Below are 18,358 nucleotides of genomic sequence, written 5' to 3' on the forward strand. Positions count from 1 at the left end.
CGGATGTTCAGATTAATTTCAAAGGAGTGATATTATGGCAGGATTATTCGGAAGTAACAGTTCATTTGGCATGAGCAGTTTATTTGGTAACAATTCATCATCTGTATTGAGTGACTGGGCCTTTATCCGCAGCGGCACATATAAGAAGCTGATGAAGGCTTATTATGGTCAGGATAAGACCACCAAATCTGCAACAGAAAGTGCTAAGACAAATAAGACGAAAACAACAGCAGAGCGTGTCCAGACTGAGATCGAGACAAGTGCAACCGATTTAAAAAAATCTACAGATGCACTGATGGCAACCGGCACGAAATCTTTGTTTAAAACGACAGAGACAAAGGGCGAGGACGGTAAGGTAACAAAGACCTATGACACAGATAAGATTTACAAAGCAGTCAGCCGGTTTGTAAAAGATTATAATAATCTGATCGATACTACAAACAAGAGCAGTGTCAGCGGTGTAAAGAATAACGTACGCAGCCTGACAGCTACGACAACCGGCAATGAGACTTTATTAAAGGCAATCGGAATCACGGTCAAAGCAGATAACAAGCTGTCTATTGATGAAGATACCTTTAAGAAAGCAGATATGTCAAAGGTGGAGGCACTGTTTAAGGGAAATACCTCTTATGGATATCAGGTAGGGCTCAGAACATCTTTGATCGACTATTATGCAGGCAGAGAAGCAGATACTTATAATAAGTATGGCAGCTACAGCACGACAAATACAGGAACCAATTTTAACAGCTGGTTCTAATTAACGGCGGGACAAAAACAGAATAGAACGACGGGAGCTTGTGTTACAGGCTGAGAGGAAGGTAGAACCTTCGACCGATGACCTGATTTGGATAATGCCAACGTAGGGATGTTTAGGAAATTATGTTTTCGTATTTCATAGACGGAAAGTTATCAAATCGGTAGCTTTCCGTTTTTTGGTTTGCAAAAAATTATTTATATAAATATTTTTTAATAAAACTCCATGAGAATATCGTTCAAAGAAAGAATTCTTTGAAAAGAACAGGAAGTGAGGGAATAAAATGGTAAAGATCAATGGAGAGAGTCTGGAGATAGCAGGCAGAACAATTGCACAATATTTAGCAACAACAAGCTATGATATCCGGCGGATCGCGATAGAGTGCAATGGAGAAATTGTGCCAAAAGCAGTGTATGAAACAACGATATTGCAGGATGGCGACATTGTGGAAGTAGTCAGTTTTGTAGGAGGTGGCTGATTTGATACCGACAAAAGAAGAGATGAGACAGGCCTTAGAAAAGCGGCAGGGCAAAGAACTGCAGCAGCATTTTTTTTCAGCAACCGTTGCCATCTGCGGACTTGGCGGCTTAGGGTCGAATATTGCAATATCCCTTGCAAGAGCAGGAGTAGGAAAACTGATCCTGATCGATTTTGACAAAGTGGATGTTACGAATCTGCACAGGCAGCAATATAAGGCATCACAGATTGGAAGATATAAGACAGAAGCACTATCCGAAAATTTAAAAGAAATTGCACCCTATGTAGAGCTTGAAACACATACTACCCGCATGACGGAGCAGAATGTTGTGGAATTATTAAAAGAGGCAGATGTGATCTGTGAGGCTTTTGATGATGCACAGGCAAAGGCAATGCTGACCAATTCGGTATTGGAGAATTTTCCACAGAAATATTTTGTGGCGGCTTCCGGGATGGCTGGCATCGGCAGTGCAAACAGTATTAGAACCAGACAGATCACAAAACGTTTTTATCTGTGCGGAGATGGAGTCAGCGACGTGGGAGATGACATTGGACTTGTCTCTTCGCGCGTAATGCTCTGTGCAGCACATGAGGCGCATATGGTCTTACGGATATTAGCAAAAGAATTTGAAGTATAAAGAAAGAGGTACGAACATGGATAACGATAAACTTGTCATTGGCGGACATGAGTTCCGGTCACGATTTATTCTCGGCTCAGGAAAATATTCTTTAAACCTGATCGAAGCAGCGATTAAAGATGCAGGAGCAGAGATCATTACACTTGCCGTTCGAAGGGCAAATACAAAGGAGCAGGAAAATATCTTGGATTTTATTCCAAAGGGAGTTACATTGCTTCCGAATACCAGTGGCGCAAGAGATGCAAAAGAAGCAGTCCGCATTGCCAGACTTGCGAGAGAGTTAGGCTGTGGTGATTTTGTCAAAGTAGAGATCATGCGGGATTCTAAATATCTGCTGCCGGATAACCAGGAGACGATCCGGGCAACAGAAATTTTAGCAAAGGAAGGATTTGTGGTCATGCCATATATGTATCCGGATCTGAATGCTGCCCGTGATCTTGTCAATGCCGGAGCGGCTGCGGTTATGCCGCTTGCATCCCCGATCGGTTCTAATAAAGGACTTGCAACAAAAGAATTTATCCAGATTCTGATCGATGAGATCGAACTTCCGATCATTGTGGATGCCGGTATTGGAAAACCTTCACAGGCATGCGAAGCAATGGAAATGGGTGCTGCTGCAATTATGGCAAACACGGCACTTGCGACAGCCGGAAATCTTCCGATGATGGCATCGGCGTTTAAAGATGCGATCGAAGCAGGACGTAAAGCCTATTTAGCGGGACTTGGAAGAGTCTTAACAAGAGGTGCAGCCGCATCTGACCCGTTGACAGGTTTTCTGCGTGATTAGGAGGGAAAGATTTTGGAAAATCAGTTTTTTGTAGATTCAGAATATTTGTCAAAAGAAGCCTTAGAGCGGAAACACCGTTTAGAAACAGACCCGTCTTTTCGAAAAAACCATATGGAGTATTTGCCGGGAATGGAGCAGATTGATTCTAATGTCTGTTCCGAGGTAATGGGACAGGTTCAGACTTATGATTATGAAAAATATACGGCAAAAGATGTGCGGGCAGCATTAGAGCATGCAACCTGTACGGTAGAGGATTTTAAAGCGTTATTATCCCCGGCGGCAGAGCCTTTTTTAGAGCAGATGGCAGAACGGGCGAGATTAGAGACCGGGAAACATTTTGGCAATACGGTATATCTGTTTACTCCTTTATATATTGCTAATTATTGTGAAAATTATTGCGTTTACTGCGGTTTTAACTGTTATAACCATATCAGCCGTATGAAACTCAGTATGGAGCAGATCGAACATGAGATGCAGGTCATTGCAGACAGCGGAATGGAAGAAATCCTGATCCTGACCGGAGAGAGCAGGAGTAAGAGTGATGTGGCTTATATCGGAGAGGCCTGTAAGTTAGCAAGAAAATATTTCCGCATGGTGGGACTTGAGATTTATCCGGTCAATACGGAGGAGTACCGTTATCTTCATGAGTGCGGAGCAGATTATGTCACTGTCTTTCAGGAAACATACGATGCAAAAAAATATGAAACCCTGCACTTAGCAGGACACAAACGTGTATGGCCCTACCGCTTTGACGCACAGGAGAGGGCTCTGATGGGGGGGATGCGTGGAGTTGCATTTTCAGCACTGTTAGGACTTTCGGATTTTCGTAAAGATGCGCTTGCAAGTGCACTGCATGTATACTATTTGCAGCGTAAATATCCGCATGCAGAAATGTCCTTATCCTGTCCGAGACTTCGTCCGATCATCAATAACGATAAGATCAATCCATTGGATGTGCATGAAAAGCAGCTTTGCCAGATCCTCTGTGCGTATCGTATTTTTTTGCCGTTTGTGGGAATTACGGTATCTTCCCGTGAAAGTGCAGAATTCCGTAACGGAATTGTGAAGATTGCGGCAACAAAAGTCTCCGCAGGAGTTTCTACCGGCATCGGAGACCATGAGAGCAAATACAGTGGAAAGGAGACAGACTGTAAACAGGGTGACGAGCAGTTTGAGATTGACGACAGCCGAAGCCTTGAGAAAATGTATCAGGATATGTCCGGGGAAGGTTTACAGCCTGTGCTGAATGATTATCTATATGTCTGATATCTTATGTGTTACAAAACGTAGTCTTTGTAAAGAAGATTTTCTTGTCCGGATTGAAAAGATTGCCAAGACAGAAGCGGCAGGAATCATTTTGCGGGAAAAAGACCTGAGCAAAGAGGAATATCAGGCATTGGCAGAAAAGGTACTTACTATATGCCAAAGACAAAAAATGCAATGCATATTGCACACATATACAAATGCTGCAAGAAAACTTGCATGTAATGCCATACATCTGCCAATGCCGATACTTCGCACTCTGTCGAAAGAAGAACGGGATGCATTTCAGATACTTGGAGCTTCCTGTCATTCCTTAAAAGAAGCAGTAGAAGCCGAAAACCTTGGCTGTACCTATATAACGGCAGGTCATATCTATGAAACCGATTGTAAGAAAGGCTTGCCCGGAAGAGGCATAGGATTTTTAAAAAAAATCTGTGAAACAGTTTCCGTACCAGTCTATGCCATCGGTGGGATCGGTGCAGAGAATATCCAGGAAATAAAAAATGCCGGTGCAGCCGGCGGTTGTATCATGAGTGGATGGATGCAGTGTGAAGATGTGCGGGAATATCTGAAATGCTTAAAGCATGATAAGTAAATAATACAAGCAGCTCCCCAGTCAGATAGGATTCAAAAACATTTTTTCTTCTGACAACAAATTGCAACGATACAAATCAAATATGGAAAGTTTCTTTTTGTGCAATGGAGATGAAACTTGGAATATTTGATTTGTATCATAGCCAAGTTGTATCAATCATTTTTTTAATGTTTTCTAGTTATCATTCTCATCATCCGATGACATCGAATACACCTGACGTTTTCTTGCCATCTCATCACTTTCAAGATACTCGTCATAAGTTGTAATCTTGTCAATGATAGTACCGTTTGGAAGAATCTCCATAATACGGTTCGCAGTGGTCTGGACGATCTGGTGGTCTCTGGATGCAAAGAGCAGAACACCAGGGAACTTGATTAGACCATTGTTCAAAGCAGTAATGGATTCCATGTCTAAGTGGTCGGTCGGCTCATCTAAGATGAGGACATTAGAAGCCTCGATCATCATACGGGAGAGCAGTACACGAACTTTCTCACCACCGGAAAGCACACGCATTTTCTTGACTCCGTCATCTCCGGCAAATAACATTCTGCCTAAGAAACCGCGGACATAAGTGGCATCCTTGATCTCAGAGAACTGTGTCAGCCAGTCAACGATCGCTAAATCCGTATCAAAGATTTCCGTATTGTCTTTTGGGAAATAGGACTGTGAAGTTGTTACGCCCCACTTGTAGGTTCCCTCATCCGGTTCCATTTCTCCGGTTAAAATTTTAAAGAGAACCGTCTTTGCAAATTCATTTCCACCGACAAAAGCGATCTTGTCATCGTGTCCGACGATAAAGGAAATATTGTCTAATACTTTTTCACCGTCAATCGTTTTGCTCAATCCTTCTACAGTCAGGACTTCGTTGCCGATCTCACGCTCCGGACGGAAATCAATATAAGGATATTTTCTGCTCGAAGGCTTGATCTCATCCAACTGGATCTTTTCAAGCGCTTTCTTTCTGGAAGTTGCCTGCTTGGATTTAGAAGCATTTGCAGAGAAACGGGAGATAAATTCCTGCAGCTCTTTGATCTTTTCTTCTTTTTTCTTGTTGGCTTCCTTCATCTGTTTCATTAAAAGCTGGCTGGATTCATACCAGAAATCATAGTTACCTGCATAGAGCTGGATCTTTCCATAATCGATATCAGCGGTATGGGTGCAGACTTTATTCAGGAAATAACGGTCATGGGAAACCACGATCACGGTATTTTCAAAATTGATCAAAAATTCCTCTAACCAGGCAATGGCATCTAAATCCAAGTGGTTGGTCGGCTCATCTAAGAGCAGGATGTCAGGATTGCCGAAAAGCGCCTGTGCAAGGAGTACCTTGACTTTGAGAGCACCCGGAAGTTCGGACATCATAGAGTAGTGGTTCTCAGTAGGAACACCAAGACCGTTTAACAGCATAGCCGCATCAGACTCGGCGTTCCAGCCGTCCATTTCGGCAAACTCTGCTTCGAGTTCACTGGCACGGATGCCATCCTCATCCGAAAAATCTTCTTTTGCGTAAATCGCATCTTTTTCCTTCATAATATCATAAAGACGCTGATTTCCCATGATAACGGTATCTAAAACCGTATATGCATCATATTTAAAATGATCCTGCTGTAAGAAACTTAAACGCTGTCCCGGAGTGATGACGATATCTCCGCTTGTCGGTTCTAACTGTCCGGAAAGGATTTTTAAAAAAGTAGATTTTCCTGCGCCGTTCGCACCGATCATACCGTAGCAGTTGCCCTCGGTAAATTTAATATTGACATCTTCAAATAAGGCTTTTTTCCCCAGCCTTAAGGTAATGTTGTTTGCACTTATCATAAGATATAACCTTTCTATATAATGTGTTCTTTTTCCTAATCCTTTAATATTGTAACGTAAAATCCGTATTTTGCAAGTTTTTTCGTGGAAAACAGAGAGGTTTGTACAAAGCACCTGTTTATGTTCTTAATTTTAAACAAAAATATCTTTAGGAATTCAGGGAAAACTATTGATTTTTTGGACAAATTTCATTATATTACTATATTAGAGACATTGTGAAAACATTGTCAGGAATTTGGTTCTTTACCATACCTTGCGTATGGTACCAGTCACACTGGGATACACAAAAATAGGAGGAAAAAGTATCATGAAACGATCAATGAAAACTATGGATGGTAACCATGCAGCAGCTCATGCTTCATATGCATATACAGATGTTGCAGCTATCTATCCGATCACTCCATCTTCCGTAATGGCAGAAGCTACGGACGAATGGGCAACACAGGGAAGAAAGAACATCTTTGGACAGACCGTACAGGTAACAGAAATGCAGTCTGAGGCAGGTGCAGCAGGTACTGTACACGGTTCCTTAACAGCAGGTGCTCTTACAACTACTTATACAGCTTCCCAGGGATTATTATTAATGATTCCTAACCTTTACAAAATTGCTGGTGAAGGACTTCCGGGTGTATTCAATGTGTCCGCACGTTGTGTTGCAACCCACGCATTAAATATCTTTGGTGATCATTCAGACGTTTACGCCTGTCGTCAGACTGGTGCTGCAATGCTCTGTGAATCATCCGTACAGGAAGTAATGGACTTAACTCCTGTTGCTCACTGTGCAGCATTAGAAGGAAAACTTCCTTTCATCAACTTCTTCGACGGATTCCGTACATCTCACGAAATTCAGAAGATTGAGACATGGGATTACGAAGACTTAAAAGACATGGTAGATATGAACGCGATCGATGAGTTCAGAAAAGGAGCTTTAAATCCAAATCATCCATGCCAGTTAGGTTCTGCTCAGAACCCTGACCTCTTCTTCCAGACAAGAGAGTCCTGTAACTCCACATACGATGCAATGCCTGCAATCGTACAGAAATACATGGACAAAGTAAACGAGAAGATCGGTACAGATTATAAATTATTCAACTACTACGGAGCTGCTGATGCTGAGAAGATCATCATCGCTATGGGTTCTGTATGTGATACGATCGATGAGACAATCGATTACTTAATGGCAAGAGGCGAGAAAGTCGGAGTTGTAAAAGTACGTCTTTACAGACCATTCTGCAAAGAAGCTTTGATCGAGGCAATTCCGGACACAGTAAAATCTATCGCAGTATTAGATAGAACAAAAGAGCCTGGTTCTCTTGGCGAGCCGTTATACTTAGACGTAGTAGCAGCATTAAAGGGAAGCAAGTTTGATTCTGTTAAGATTACAAGCGGACGTTACGGTTTAGGTTCTAAAGATACAACACCTGGACAGATCATCGCTGTATACAACAACACAGAAAAAGAAAGATTTACAATCGGTATCTACGATGATGTAACAAACCTTTCTCTTGAAGTAAAAGAAGATCCTGTTACAACACCGGAAGGAACCATCAACTGTAAATTCTGGGGACTTGGTGCTGACGGTACTGTTGGTGCTAACAAGAACTCCATCAAGATCATTGGAGACAACACAGACATGTATGCTCAGGCATATTTTGACTATGACTCCAAGAAATCCGGTGGTGTTACAATGTCTCACTTACGTTTTGGTAAGAAGGCAATCAAGTCTACTTACTTGATCAAGCAGGCAAACTTTGTAGCATGCCACAACCCATCTTACGTTCGTAAGTACAACATGGTTCAGGAATTAGTACCGGGCGGAACATTCTTACTGAACTGTTCATGGACACCGGAAGAGTTAGAGACACACTTACCTGGACAGGTTAAGAGATATATCGCAGAGAACGATATCCAGTTCTATACCATCGATGGTATCAAGATCGGTAAAGAGATCGGACTTGGCGGACGTATCAACACAGTACTTCAGTCTGCATTCTTCAAATTAGCAGCAATCATCCCAGAGGAGACTGCAATCGAGTTAATGAAGGCAGCAGCTAAAGCTACTTATGGTAAAAAAGGTGATAAGATCGTACAGATGAACTACGATGCAATCGATGCCGGAGCAACGGGTGTTGTTAAGATCGATGTACCTGCAAGCTGGAAAGATGCAAAAGACGAGAGCTTTGCACAGACAGCAACCGGAGACAGAAAAGACGTTGTAGATTTCGTTAACGATATCCAGATCCCTGTAAATGCTCAGGAAGGAAATAAGATTCCTGTATCTGTAGTTAAGACATACGAGCATGGCCAGACACCATCCGGTGCATCTGCATTTGAAAAACGTGGTATCGCAGTAGACGTTCCAGTATGGAATTCTGCAAACTGTATCCAGTGTAACATCTGTTCTTATGTATGTCCTCATGCAGTTATCCGTCCGGTTGCTATGACTGAGGAAGAGGCTGCTAAGGCTCCGGAAGGAATGCAGATGAAGGACATGAACGGAATGCCGGGATACAAATTCTCTATCACAGTATCTGCTCTTGACTGTACAGGATGTGGTTCTTGTGTAAACGTATGTCCTGGTATGAAGGGTGAAAAGGCAATCACTATGGCTAACTGCGAAGAGAACGTAGGCGAGCAGAAATACTTCGACTATGGTGTAACCTTAGATCCAAAACCGGAAGTAGTAGCAAAATTCAAAGAAGCAACTGTAAAAGGTTCTCAGTTCAAACAGCCATTACTTGAGTTCTCAGGAGCTTGTGGTGGATGTGGAGAGACACCTTATGCAAAACTGATCACTCAGTTATTCGGTGATAGAATGTACATTGCAAACGCAACAGGATGTTCTTCTATCTGGGGTAACTCCTCACCTTCTACACCATACACAGTAAACGAAAAAGGACATGGTCCTGCATGGTCTAACTCCTTATTCGAGGATGCTGCTGAGTTTGGTTATGGTATGTTATTAGGACATAAAGCAATCAGAGCTAAATTACAGTCCAAAGTAGAAGCATTAGTTGCAGATGGTAAAAACGCAGACGTAAAAGCTGCCGGACAGGAATGGTTAGATACCTTCAACAGCGGTGTAACAAACGGTGCTGCAACAGATAAATTAGTAGCTGCATTAGAGGCTTGCGGATGTGACGCTTCTAAAGATATCCTTGCTGAAAAAGATTTCTTAGCTAAGAAATCCCAGTGGATCTTCGGTGGTGACGGTTGGGCATACGATATCGGATTCGGTGGAGTTGACCATGTATTAGCAAGCGGACAGGATGTAAACATCATGGTATTCGATACAGAGGTTTACTCTAACACAGGTGGACAGTCCTCAAAGGCTACACCAACAGGTGCAATCGCACAGTTCGCAGCAGGCGGTAAAGAAGTGAAGAAGAAAGACTTAGCTTCTATCGCAATGAGCTATGGTTATGTATATGTTGCACAGATCGCAATGGGTGCTGATTACAACCAGTGTGTAAAAGCAATTGCAGAAGCTGAAGCATATCCGGGACCATCATTAGTAATCGCTTACGCTCCATGTATCAACCACGGTATCAAAGTTGGTATGAGCAAAGCTCAGACAGAGGAGAAATTAGCTGTTGAGGCTGGTTACTGGCATACATTCCGTTACAACCCAGCTCTGAAAGCAGAAGGCAAAGCTGCATTCTCCTTAGACAGCAAAGCTCCTACAGGAGATTACAAAGCATTCTTAAACGGAGAGGTTCGTTACAACGCATTAGCAAGATTCAACCCAGAAAGAGCAGAAGAATTATTTGCAAAATCTGAAGAGACAGCAAAAGAGCGTTATGAATACCTCAACAAACTTATTACCTTATATGGTGGCGAGAACTAAGATCGTTTCATAAATGAAATAAAGGAAGCAGTAGACGTAAGTCTGCTGCTTCTTTTTGCTGTTAAGGGGATCCTGTTGTAAAGCTCAATATATAGGTCACCTGCGATGGATATGCCAGCTTGTGTTAGAAATTATCCTTAGTTTCAAGGTGCCGAAGGTCAGTGTGCATGTGGAACACAGTATTCTGATCAGTTCCGATTTCAGAAGCGTCCGTTTAGATGTTTACGCAAGCAATGAACTGAAAGTTGGCTATGATATTGAGGCACAGAACGACTATGCAGGAAATCTTGCAAAGATGTAGGTGGGATTTTGTCATCCGATCATTCAAAGCAGTCAAATCGAATCATGACAGGGAGCTTACCATGGAAAGATTTCAAAAGAGGCGGTATGTTCCGCTTAGTAATCTAACAGATTCAAAAAAATGGGTATGTTCCGGTCAACAATCTAACAGTTTTAAAAACACCCAAAATATCAAAAGTATCATGAATATCAGCAGTATCAAGCACATCAAAAATATCATGAATATCAAAATATCAAAAGTATCGTAAAAATTCACAAATATTCAAAAATTCACAGAAAAGAACAGGACAGGAGTCTGTCTAAGACAAAACACGATCAGGTACTTTTTTGGACAATCAGGTAGACAGACTTGACGTTTTTCAGTATCTTAGTAATAATAAAAATAATACAAAAATACAAACACAAGCCGTAGCATATCCATATTCAGACATATATTTATTATTTTTGCGGCTATGTAGAAAATAAACGAGGAACAGAGTATGCAGCCAATCCAGCAGGCCTTTGAGCCGGTTTCCATATGCTTTGCAAGTGATGACAACTATGCACCCTATCTGAAAGTTGCCATTTATTCCCTGTTATGTAACCGTAACAGGGAGCGAAGCTATGATATTATTATTTTACATAAGAGAATTTCAAGAGAGCATCAGGGAGAGATATTAGGATTAGCAGATGGAAAATCCGGTGTGTCTATCCGTTTTGTTAATGTGGTCGAAGCAGACCGTGAATTGCAGTCAGACGTTGGGTGTTATTATGCCGTAGAGACGAATTATCGTCTGTTGCTTTTTTCAAAGCTGTTTCAAAACTACAGGCGGATGCTGTATTTAGACTGTGACATTATTGTAACAGGAGATGTAGGAGAGTTATTTGATGTGGATTTGGAAGGAAAATCTGCAGCAGGCGTGGAAGATGTGGGATTCCGCTGGCTTGCCTATACCAAAAGAGCGATTTTTTTAGATAATAAACCATATAATGTCCTGAATTATTGTACGGATGTGTTGGGAATCAAGGACCCGGGCGGCTACGTCAATGCGGGGGTACTGTTGTTTGATCTAGAAAAATGCAGACAGAAAGTTTCTTTTCGGGACGTTGTAGAGACATTGCACAGCAGGAATTTTTTCTATAACGATCAGGATGTATTAAATATTCTGTTAGAAGGAAACATCAAACAGGTGGACTGCAAGTGGAATTATATGAATAATATCGCATTTTATTTAGAATGTGACCGGAAGGAATTCCGTGAGCTGTATCTGGATTTACGCAGGGAGGATTACCGTATCATCCATTATATCAGTGCTAAAAAGCCGTGGAATGGAGAAGTACCGATGGGAGAAGTCTGGCAGAAATATGCGGATGAATGAAAGGGTTAAGTCGAAATTCGTCAAATCTTGTGCATCTTTGTGAGTAGACAACCTCTCTATTAAATGATAAAATAGTCGCAGAATGTAAATTCGGGAGGAGTCTGTGATGCGGCTTTTTAGACAGAAAAAACAGCAGATAAGCCGTAAGAGAGAGATACGGAACGAGAGTAAGGAGAAGAATATGGACGATTTTTTGTTAAAACAGATTGATGAATTTAGAGATAAGGCACAGCAGTTGCAGGATTTGATTAATACCAAAGAAACCAAAGTCAGAGAGTTACAGTTGTTAGTAGATGAACGTGAGAGTAAGGCAACAAAGCTTCAGATGGAGTTGGATGAGCGTCAGAGAGAAGCCGATTCTTTAGTTGGTAACGTAGAAGAACAGGTTGATAAACTGATCAAAAAAATCGAAGTTCAGCAAAATGACAATACAGAGGACATCAAGAATGCATTGGATGGAATGTCTCAGGACTTTGGTCAGATGACAAAAGAGCTGACCGGAGCACAGCAGGAGATTTCTGAGAAGATACATACGGAAAACGTAAAATGTTACCGCAATATACAGGGCTTAATGCAGGAATTTGCGGAGAAGATGGAAAAAGTAGATTTAGCAGATGAGAGCATGAAATCCATCAAGCATTTCTTCGGATGGACGATTGGACTTTTAGTATGTAATCTTGCAGCACTTGCAGGAGTGATTCTGTATTTTGCAGGAGTATTTTCTTTTTAGTTTTTAGAAGAGAGATCAGGTGAGGTTAGAATTGGATTATCAACAGGAAAATAATATATGGGTTATCGGACATAAGAATCCGGATACGGATTCGATCTGTGCGGCAATCTGTTATGCAAATTTGAAAAACCGTCTTCAGGACGGTTTTCATTACATTCCCAAAAGGGCAGGGAGTATCAATGAGGAGACGAAGTATGTGCTGCAGCATTTTGGCGTAGAACCGCCGGAATATGCAGAAGATGCGGGTGCACAGGTAAAGGATATTGCATTTCGCAGAACTGCCGGTGTCAGCGGACATATTTCCTTAAAAAAAGCATGGGAACTGATGAAAACAGAAAATGTAATGACACTTGCCGTTACCAGTGCTTCAGACAAGTTAGAGGGACTGATCATTACCGGTGATATTGCAGAGTCCTATATGGATGTCTATGACAACCATATCTTATCCCGTGCAAGAACCCAGTATAAAAATATCGTAGAGACTTTGAATGGCACGCTTTTAGCCGGAAATGAGCATGCCTATTTTTTGCGTGGAAAAGTGGTGGTAGCAACCGGAAGCCGGGATGTGATAGAAGAGTGCATCGAAAGTGATGATCTTGTCATTGTAGGTGACCGGGATGAAACCCATATCTGTGCATTAGAGGAAAATGCAAGCTGTATGGTTGTGACCGGCGGGACACAGGTGTCTGCACAGGTACTTGAGATGGCAAACCGGAGAGATTGTGTCGTAATTATCACGCCATACGATACCTTTACGGCAGCACGTCTGATCAATCAGAGTATGCCAATTAAATATTTTATGAAAAAAGAAAACTTTGTTACGTTTGATATTGACGATTATGTCGATGAAGTGCGGGAAGTGATGTCGAAAAAACGACATCGTGATTTTCCGGTATTAGATGACCAGAGAAGATATTTAGGAATGGTTTCGAGACGTAACCTTTTGAATATGCACAAGAAAAAACTGATCTTAGTGGATCACAATGAGAAGTCACAGGCAATTGACGGAATCGAGGGAGCTGAAATCTTAGAGATCATTGACCATCACAGATTAGGAAGTCTTGAAACCATGTCTCCGGTATTTTTCCGGAATCAGCCGTTAGGCTGCACATCCACGATCGTCTATCAGATGTATTGTGAGTCAGGAATTGAAATCGAAGAAAAAATTGCAGGACTTTTATTATCCGCAATTCTTTCAGACACTCTGATGTTCCGTTCCCCAACCTGTACGAAGGCGGACCATGAGGCAGCGAGAGCTTTAGCCGCTATTGCAAAAGTAGATATTGTGGATCTAGCAGACAGAATGTTCCGTGCGGGCTGCGACTTTGCATCCAAGACAGTGGATGAGATTTTTTATCAGGACTTTAAGACCTTCCATGCAGGCGATACTGCATTTGGTGTGGCGCAGATCAGTGCAGTCAGCAGAGAGGAACTGAGCGGCATCAAAGAGAAGATACATGATTATATGAATCAGGTGATGTCCGATAAAAAAGTGGATATGGTTTTCGTCATGCTGACAGATATTCTGAATGAATCGACGGAACTGTTGTGCTGTGGCAAGGATGCAGTGGAATTAGCGACCAGTGCTTATCATCTGTCGGCAGATGATTACAGTCTGATGTTACCGGGAGTAGTTTCAAGAAAGAAACAGTTGATCCCAAGTCTGATCACGGCAATGCAGCAGGAAGATCAGTAAGCGGAATGATATACGAAAGTATTTAAGGCAAGGAGAGTTAAGATGGGAAAACAGGTCTGGAAACCGGGAAATATGCTCTATCCCCTTCCGGTAGTCATGGTCAGTGTGCGTGACAGGGACGGACAGGACAATATTATCACCGTGGCATGGGCAGGAACGGTCTGCACCAATCCGCCGATGGTGTCCATTTCTGTGCGTCCGGAGCGTCATTCCTACCGAATGATAAAGGAAAGCGGAGAATTTGTCATTAATCTGGTAACGGAGCAGTTAGTAAAGGCTGCTGATTATTGCGGTGTCCGTTCCGGAAGAGATGTAGATAAATTTAAGGAAATGCGTTTAGAAAAAGCGGAGGCAGAAAAAATCCATGCACCGATGATCTTAAACAGTCCGGTCAATATCGAATGTAAAGTGACAGAGTGCAAAGAATTAGGTTCTCATCATATGTTCCTTGCCACCGTAGAGGCAGTTCACATAGATGAGGATTATCTGAATGAAAAAGGAAAGTTCTGTTTGAATGATACAGGACTGGTCACCTATTCCCACGGAGAATATTTTTTACTGGGAAAAAAGGTGGGAAGTTTCGGGTATTCAGTTCAAAAGAAAAAGAAGAAGAAAAGAAAAAAGTAAATTATTTTACTAACATATCCATCAGGCAGGCATAGACCTCCGGGGACTGTTCCTGCCAGTTTTTGCAGACTGCTTCTGCCATTTCGGTATTTTTGACTGTTAAAGTCAGATCAATGACCGGAATATTTTTTTGTCTGAGCTGGCAATGTACCGCGTAGTTATGCTGCGGAGTGCGATAGTAATCGGCACTGATGTCGGCTTCTTTTTTCATTTCAATCTGATTCTGGGAAAAATACTCACGGATGTCCTGACGGATCGCCTCTGAAATTTTATCCTCAAAGAAATCCAAGGTTTCACGTCCGGATGCAGTGATCCGGTAATTGGTGTTGTTGTGTGTGGATTCGGCAACGATCAGTTCCGAATCTAACAGGTCATTTAATACCTGCTGTATCGTAAAGTAGGTGGTATATTCCTTATCTAAAAAGAAATTGGAAATTTTAGTGTTCCCAAGTGGGAAGTCTACCTGGGAGAGCATATATAAAATAATTAATTTGTAAATTGTAATTGGTTCAGCCATGTCTATCTCTATCCTTATTTATATAATCTTATCTGTTTTCTGCCAGTCGTCCCTGAAAAGTATCGCGTTCTTTCAGACGGCGGTGAATGGTATTTAAAACGCATCTTTTTTTCGTACTCCATAGCGGAGCGATCAGTAAATCTTTTGGTCCGTCACCGGTCAGCCGGTGTATTACAATATCCTGCGAAAGGTATTCTAAGCAGTCGATCACAAGTTCCACATATTCTTCCATAGAAAAAACAGGAAAACCGGTATGTTGATAATAGTCTGCTAAATCTGTCCCTTTTAAAACATGTAAAAGCTGCAATTTCACACCGGACACAAGAAGTCCGGAGATCGATTTTACGGATTCTAAGATCATAGTCCGGTCCTCACCCGGAAGCCCTAAGATCAGGTGGGTAATGACGGGGATGTGAAGCTGATGCATTTTTTCCACAGCGTCGGTAAAACATGCATAGTCATAACCACGCCGGATAAATGCCGCGGTTTCAGGATGGATCGTCTGTAAACCGAGTTCGATCCAGACAGGTTTTATTTGATTCAGTTCATCTAAAAGTTCTAATACATCGTCATTCAGACAATCCGGTCTTGTGGCGATCGAAAGTGCCACAATGTCAGGATGCATCAAAGCCTCCGTAAAGATTTTTCTTAAGTAAGAGACCGGTGCATAAGTGTTGGTATATGCCTGAAAATAGGCAATGAAACGTTTACACGGAAATTTTCCTAAAAGCTGCTGTTTTCCATATGCGATCTGTTCCGTAATGGAAAGACTGACCGGAGCTGCAAAGTCCCCGGAGCCGCCCGCAGAGCAGAAAATACAGCCGCGTGTGTCCAGACTGCCATCACGGTTAGGGCAGGTCATGCCGCCGTTTAGGGAAATCCGGTAGATTTTTTCACCAAAAGTATTTTTTAAATAATAATCAAAAGAATAATAACGTTTTTCATTCCAAAATTTTTGCATGATGATGTTATCATAGCATTATTGGGTAAGATTTTCAAGGTGAGTGCAACAGGGGGTTTTACTTTTGGAAAAATTAGTGTATAATGGCGTTATCACAAATCATTGTGCCATTTCGGCATTGATCCCTATAGATTAAGGAGAAAAAGCATGAGAGAAAAATATGAGAGTCTGTCAGTGGCTGTATTGCGTGATTTAGCGAAGTCCAGAGGTATTGCTAAAGTATCGACAATGAAAAAAGCAGAGTTGATCGAGGCCATGGTAGCAGAAGATGAAAAGGCTCAGCCGGCATCCGAAGATGCAAAAAATATAGATGAGAAAAAGAAAGAAACTACAGAAGAAAAAAATGAGACCAGACAGCATAGATATCCGCGTCAGCAGAATGGACAGTATCATGAGAACCGCAAAAATGACGGACGTGATCACAATTTGCAGAACGAAGTGGATATGTCCTTAGACAGTGGGATTACCACCGAGGGAATCTTAGAGGTTATGCCGGATGGATATGGATTTATCCGTTGTGAGAATTATCTGCCGGGAGATGGAGATGTCTATGTTTCTCCAACGCAGATCCGCAGATTTAATTTAAAGACCGGAGATATCGTCTGTGGCAATACAAGAATTAAGACGCAGGGAGAAAAATTTTCTGCCTTATTATATGTGCGTTCCGTCAATGGGTATCATCCGTCCGAAGCACAGAAGAGAACCGGTTTTGAAAATCTGACACCGATCTTTCCAAATGAAAGGATCCGTTTAGAGTACGGCAGAGGTGTCAACATGGCAATGCGTATTGTCGATCTGGTATCCCCGATCGGTAAAGGACAAAGAGGTATGATCGTGTCTCCGCCAAAAGCAGGTAAGACAACGCTGTTAAAAGCGGTTGCAAAATCCATTGTCCACAGCAATCCGAATATGCATGTGATCATTTTACTGATTGATGAACGTCCGGAGGAGGTTACCGATATCAAGGAGGCAATCCGGGGGGAAAATGTGGAAGTTATCTACTCTACCTTTGATGAGCTTCCGGAGCATCATAAAAGAGTATCTGAGATGGTAGTAGAGCGTGCCAAAAGACTGGTAGAGCATCATCAGGATGTTACGATCTTATTAGATTCCATTACAAGATTAGCAAGAGCCTATAACTTGGTCGTACCACCAAGCGGAAGAACATTATCCGGTGGACTTGACCCGGCAGCACTGCATATGCCAAAACGTTTCTTTGGTGCGGCGCGAAATATGAGAGAGGGCGGAAGCCTGACAATTTTAGCAACGGCACTGGTAGATACGGGCAGCAAGATGGATGACGTTATTTACGAGGAATTCAAGGGTACCGGTAATATGGAACTTGTTTTAGACCGCAAGCTGTCAGAAAAACGTGTATTCCCGGCAATTGATATTGTAAAATCAGGAACAAGAAGAGAAGATCTGCTGTTAGATAAAGAAGAATTAGAAGCAGTTGGCATCATGCGAAAAGCAATTAACGGTATGCGTACTGATGAGGCAGTGGAAAATATCCTGAATATGTTTGCGAGAACAAGAGACAACCAGGAATTTATCCATATGGTGAAAAAGAACCGGATCCTGTAAAAAACACAGAAAAAAAGTGCAAGAAACCGTAAGAATTTTTGGAACAGGACTTGCATAACGATTATGCTTATGGTACAATTAATAAGCTGTTTATCGGGATGTATAGTTTGTAAACTATAAAACAGAATAAAGTGAAATAAATGATATAAAATGATTGATGAGGTGAAAGACATGAGAGAAGGAATCCATCCAGATTATTATCAGGCAACTGTTACATGTAACTGTGGAAACACATTTGTTACAGGTTCCACGAAGGAAGATATCCACGTAGAAATCTGTTCCAAATGCCATCCGTTCTACACAGGTCAGCAGAAAGCTGCTCAGGCTCGTGGACGTATTGATAAGTTCAATAAGAAATACGGCATGGATAACAAATAGACATAGGTTGTTTGGAAAGGTTGAGGTGTTT

The 18,358-nt window shown here is 41.9% G+C and carries 17 protein-coding genes and 1 riboswitch; of the genes, 14 read left to right on the forward strand and 3 right to left on the reverse strand.

What is annotated here, in order from left to right:
* Positions 1 to 34 precede the first annotated feature (34 nt).
* From fliD to WMO43_RS00215, 6 genes are all read left to right on the forward strand, one after another.
* Positions 35 to 757, forward strand: coding sequence for a flagellar filament capping protein FliD (gene fliD, locus WMO43_RS00190; protein WP_353529278.1), 723 nt, complete (start codon positions 35 to 37; stop codon positions 755 to 757).
* A gap of 20 nt (positions 758 to 777) precedes the next feature.
* A riboswitch (TPP riboswitch) is annotated at positions 778 to 883 on the forward strand.
* 154 nt (positions 884 to 1,037) lie between these two features.
* The gene (gene thiS / locus WMO43_RS00195) at positions 1,038 to 1,232 is read left to right on the forward strand and encodes a sulfur carrier protein ThiS (protein ID WP_353529279.1); all 195 of its coding nucleotides are present in this window, start codon (positions 1,038 to 1,040) and stop codon (positions 1,230 to 1,232) included.
* Positions 1,225 to 1,869, forward strand: coding sequence for a thiamine biosynthesis protein ThiF (thiF, locus tag WMO43_RS00200; RefSeq protein WP_353529280.1), 645 nt, complete (start codon positions 1,225 to 1,227; stop codon positions 1,867 to 1,869). The genes thiS and thiF overlap by 8 nt, the downstream gene beginning before the upstream one ends.
* A 16-nt stretch (positions 1,870 to 1,885) precedes the next feature.
* The gene (locus tag WMO43_RS00205; RefSeq protein ID WP_353529281.1) at positions 1,886 to 2,656 is read left to right on the forward strand and encodes a thiazole synthase; all 771 of its coding nucleotides are present in this window, start codon (positions 1,886 to 1,888) and stop codon (positions 2,654 to 2,656) included.
* 12 nt (positions 2,657 to 2,668) lie between these two features.
* Complete coding sequence (gene thiH / locus WMO43_RS00210; protein ID WP_353529282.1) at positions 2,669 to 3,922, forward strand: 2-iminoacetate synthase ThiH; 1,254 nt, start codon at positions 2,669 to 2,671, stop codon at positions 3,920 to 3,922.
* Complete coding sequence (locus tag WMO43_RS00215) at positions 3,915 to 4,514, forward strand: thiamine phosphate synthase (protein WP_353529283.1); 600 nt, start codon at positions 3,915 to 3,917, stop codon at positions 4,512 to 4,514. The genes thiH and WMO43_RS00215 overlap by 8 nt, the downstream gene beginning before the upstream one ends.
* Positions 4,515 to 4,688: 174 nt before the next feature.
* Here WMO43_RS00215 and WMO43_RS00220 read toward each other — a convergent pair whose 3' ends face one another.
* Positions 4,689 to 6,329, reverse strand: coding sequence for an ABC-F family ATP-binding cassette domain-containing protein (locus WMO43_RS00220; RefSeq protein ID WP_353529284.1), 1,641 nt, complete (start codon positions 6,327 to 6,329; stop codon positions 4,689 to 4,691).
* A 307-nt stretch (positions 6,330 to 6,636) separates the two neighbouring features.
* Here WMO43_RS00220 and nifJ point away from each other — a divergent pair, with 307 nt between their 5' ends.
* The 6 genes from nifJ (at position 6,637) to WMO43_RS00250 (ending at position 14,887) form a co-directional block, all read left to right on the forward strand.
* On the forward strand, positions 6,637 to 10,176 hold the full coding sequence (gene nifJ, locus WMO43_RS00225; RefSeq protein ID WP_177962805.1) for a pyruvate:ferredoxin (flavodoxin) oxidoreductase: 3,540 nt from the start codon (positions 6,637 to 6,639) through the stop codon (positions 10,174 to 10,176).
* Between the two features lie 121 nt (positions 10,177 to 10,297).
* Entirely contained in the window at positions 10,298 to 10,477 is a 180-nt protein-coding gene (locus tag WMO43_RS00230; protein ID WP_353529285.1) for a hypothetical protein, read from the forward strand.
* 478 nt (positions 10,478 to 10,955) lie between these two features.
* A complete protein-coding gene (locus WMO43_RS00235) occupies positions 10,956 to 11,834 on the forward strand; it encodes a glycosyltransferase family 8 protein (protein ID WP_353529286.1) in 879 nt (292 codons plus the stop codon).
* Positions 11,835 to 11,940: 106 nt separating this feature from the next.
* A complete protein-coding gene (locus WMO43_RS00240; RefSeq protein WP_353529287.1) occupies positions 11,941 to 12,564 on the forward strand; it encodes a hypothetical protein in 624 nt (207 codons plus the stop codon).
* 19 nt (positions 12,565 to 12,583) lie between these two features.
* Positions 12,584 to 14,260 carry a putative manganese-dependent inorganic diphosphatase gene (locus tag WMO43_RS00245; protein WP_353529288.1) on the forward strand — a complete coding sequence of 559 codons (1,677 nt, stop codon included), beginning with the start codon at positions 12,584 to 12,586 and terminating at the stop codon, positions 14,258 to 14,260.
* A gap of 42 nt (positions 14,261 to 14,302) precedes the next feature.
* Positions 14,303 to 14,887: a flavin reductase family protein gene (locus WMO43_RS00250; RefSeq protein WP_177962801.1), complete on the forward strand. Its 585-nt coding sequence runs from the start codon at positions 14,303 to 14,305 to the stop codon at positions 14,885 to 14,887.
* 1 nt (position 14,888) lies between these two features.
* Here the strand turns inward: WMO43_RS00250 and WMO43_RS00255 are convergent, their stop codons facing one another.
* Together WMO43_RS00255 and mnmL are read right to left on the reverse strand one after the other, a co-directional pair.
* Positions 14,889 to 15,404, reverse strand: coding sequence for a DUF4364 family protein (locus WMO43_RS00255; protein ID WP_177962800.1), 516 nt, complete (start codon positions 15,402 to 15,404; stop codon positions 14,889 to 14,891).
* A 28-nt stretch (positions 15,405 to 15,432) separates the two neighbouring features.
* Positions 15,433 to 16,365, reverse strand: a complete 933-nt coding sequence (gene mnmL, locus WMO43_RS00260; protein WP_353529289.1) for a tRNA modification radical SAM protein MnmL/YtqA — start codon at positions 16,363 to 16,365, stop codon at positions 15,433 to 15,435.
* Positions 16,366 to 16,512: 147 nt separating this feature from the next.
* Here mnmL and rho point away from each other — a divergent pair, with 147 nt between their 5' ends.
* Together rho and rpmE are read left to right on the forward strand one after the other, a co-directional pair.
* Positions 16,513 to 17,949: a transcription termination factor Rho gene (gene rho / locus WMO43_RS00265; RefSeq protein WP_353529290.1), complete on the forward strand. Its 1,437-nt coding sequence runs from the start codon at positions 16,513 to 16,515 to the stop codon at positions 17,947 to 17,949.
* 171 nt (positions 17,950 to 18,120) lie between these two features.
* The gene (gene rpmE / locus WMO43_RS00270; RefSeq protein WP_177962797.1) at positions 18,121 to 18,327 is read left to right on the forward strand and encodes a 50S ribosomal protein L31; all 207 of its coding nucleotides are present in this window, start codon (positions 18,121 to 18,123) and stop codon (positions 18,325 to 18,327) included.
* Positions 18,328 to 18,358 lie beyond the last annotated feature (31 nt).

This window comes from Maccoyibacter intestinihominis (genome assembly GCF_040096355.1).
Lineage (GTDB): Bacteria > Bacillota > Clostridia > Lachnospirales > Lachnospiraceae > Maccoyibacter > Maccoyibacter intestinihominis.

What these genes read in the sequence shown, in the direction of transcription:
- fliD (WP_353529278.1), top strand. Translation starts at nt 35, where the DNA reads ATGGCAGGATTATTCGGAAGTAACAGTTCATTTGGCATGAGCAGTTTA.
- thiS (WP_353529279.1), top strand. Translation starts at nt 1,038, where the DNA reads ATGGTAAAGATCAATGGAGAGAGTCTGGAGATAGCAGGCAGAACAATT.
- WMO43_RS00205 (WP_353529281.1), top strand. Translation starts at nt 1,886, where the DNA reads ATGGATAACGATAAACTTGTCATTGGCGGACATGAGTTCCGGTCACGA.
- WMO43_RS00215 (WP_353529283.1), top strand. Translation starts at nt 3,915, where the DNA reads ATGTCTGATATCTTATGTGTTACAAAACGTAGTCTTTGTAAAGAAGAT.
- WMO43_RS00220 (WP_353529284.1), bottom strand. Translation starts at nt 6,329, where the DNA reads ATGATAAGTGCAAACAACATTACCTTAAGGCTGGGGAAAAAAGCCTTA.
- nifJ (WP_177962805.1), top strand. Translation starts at nt 6,637, where the DNA reads ATGAAACGATCAATGAAAACTATGGATGGTAACCATGCAGCAGCTCAT.
- WMO43_RS00235 (WP_353529286.1), top strand. Translation starts at nt 10,956, where the DNA reads ATGCAGCCAATCCAGCAGGCCTTTGAGCCGGTTTCCATATGCTTTGCA.
- WMO43_RS00240 (WP_353529287.1), top strand. Translation starts at nt 11,941, where the DNA reads ATGCGGCTTTTTAGACAGAAAAAACAGCAGATAAGCCGTAAGAGAGAG.
- WMO43_RS00250 (WP_177962801.1), top strand. Translation starts at nt 14,303, where the DNA reads ATGGGAAAACAGGTCTGGAAACCGGGAAATATGCTCTATCCCCTTCCG.
- WMO43_RS00255 (WP_177962800.1), bottom strand. Translation starts at nt 15,404, where the DNA reads ATGGCTGAACCAATTACAATTTACAAATTAATTATTTTATATATGCTC.
- mnmL (WP_353529289.1), bottom strand. Translation starts at nt 16,365, where the DNA reads ATGCAAAAATTTTGGAATGAAAAACGTTATTATTCTTTTGATTATTAT.
- rho (WP_353529290.1), top strand. Translation starts at nt 16,513, where the DNA reads ATGAGAGAAAAATATGAGAGTCTGTCAGTGGCTGTATTGCGTGATTTA.
- rpmE (WP_177962797.1), top strand. Translation starts at nt 18,121, where the DNA reads ATGAGAGAAGGAATCCATCCAGATTATTATCAGGCAACTGTTACATGT.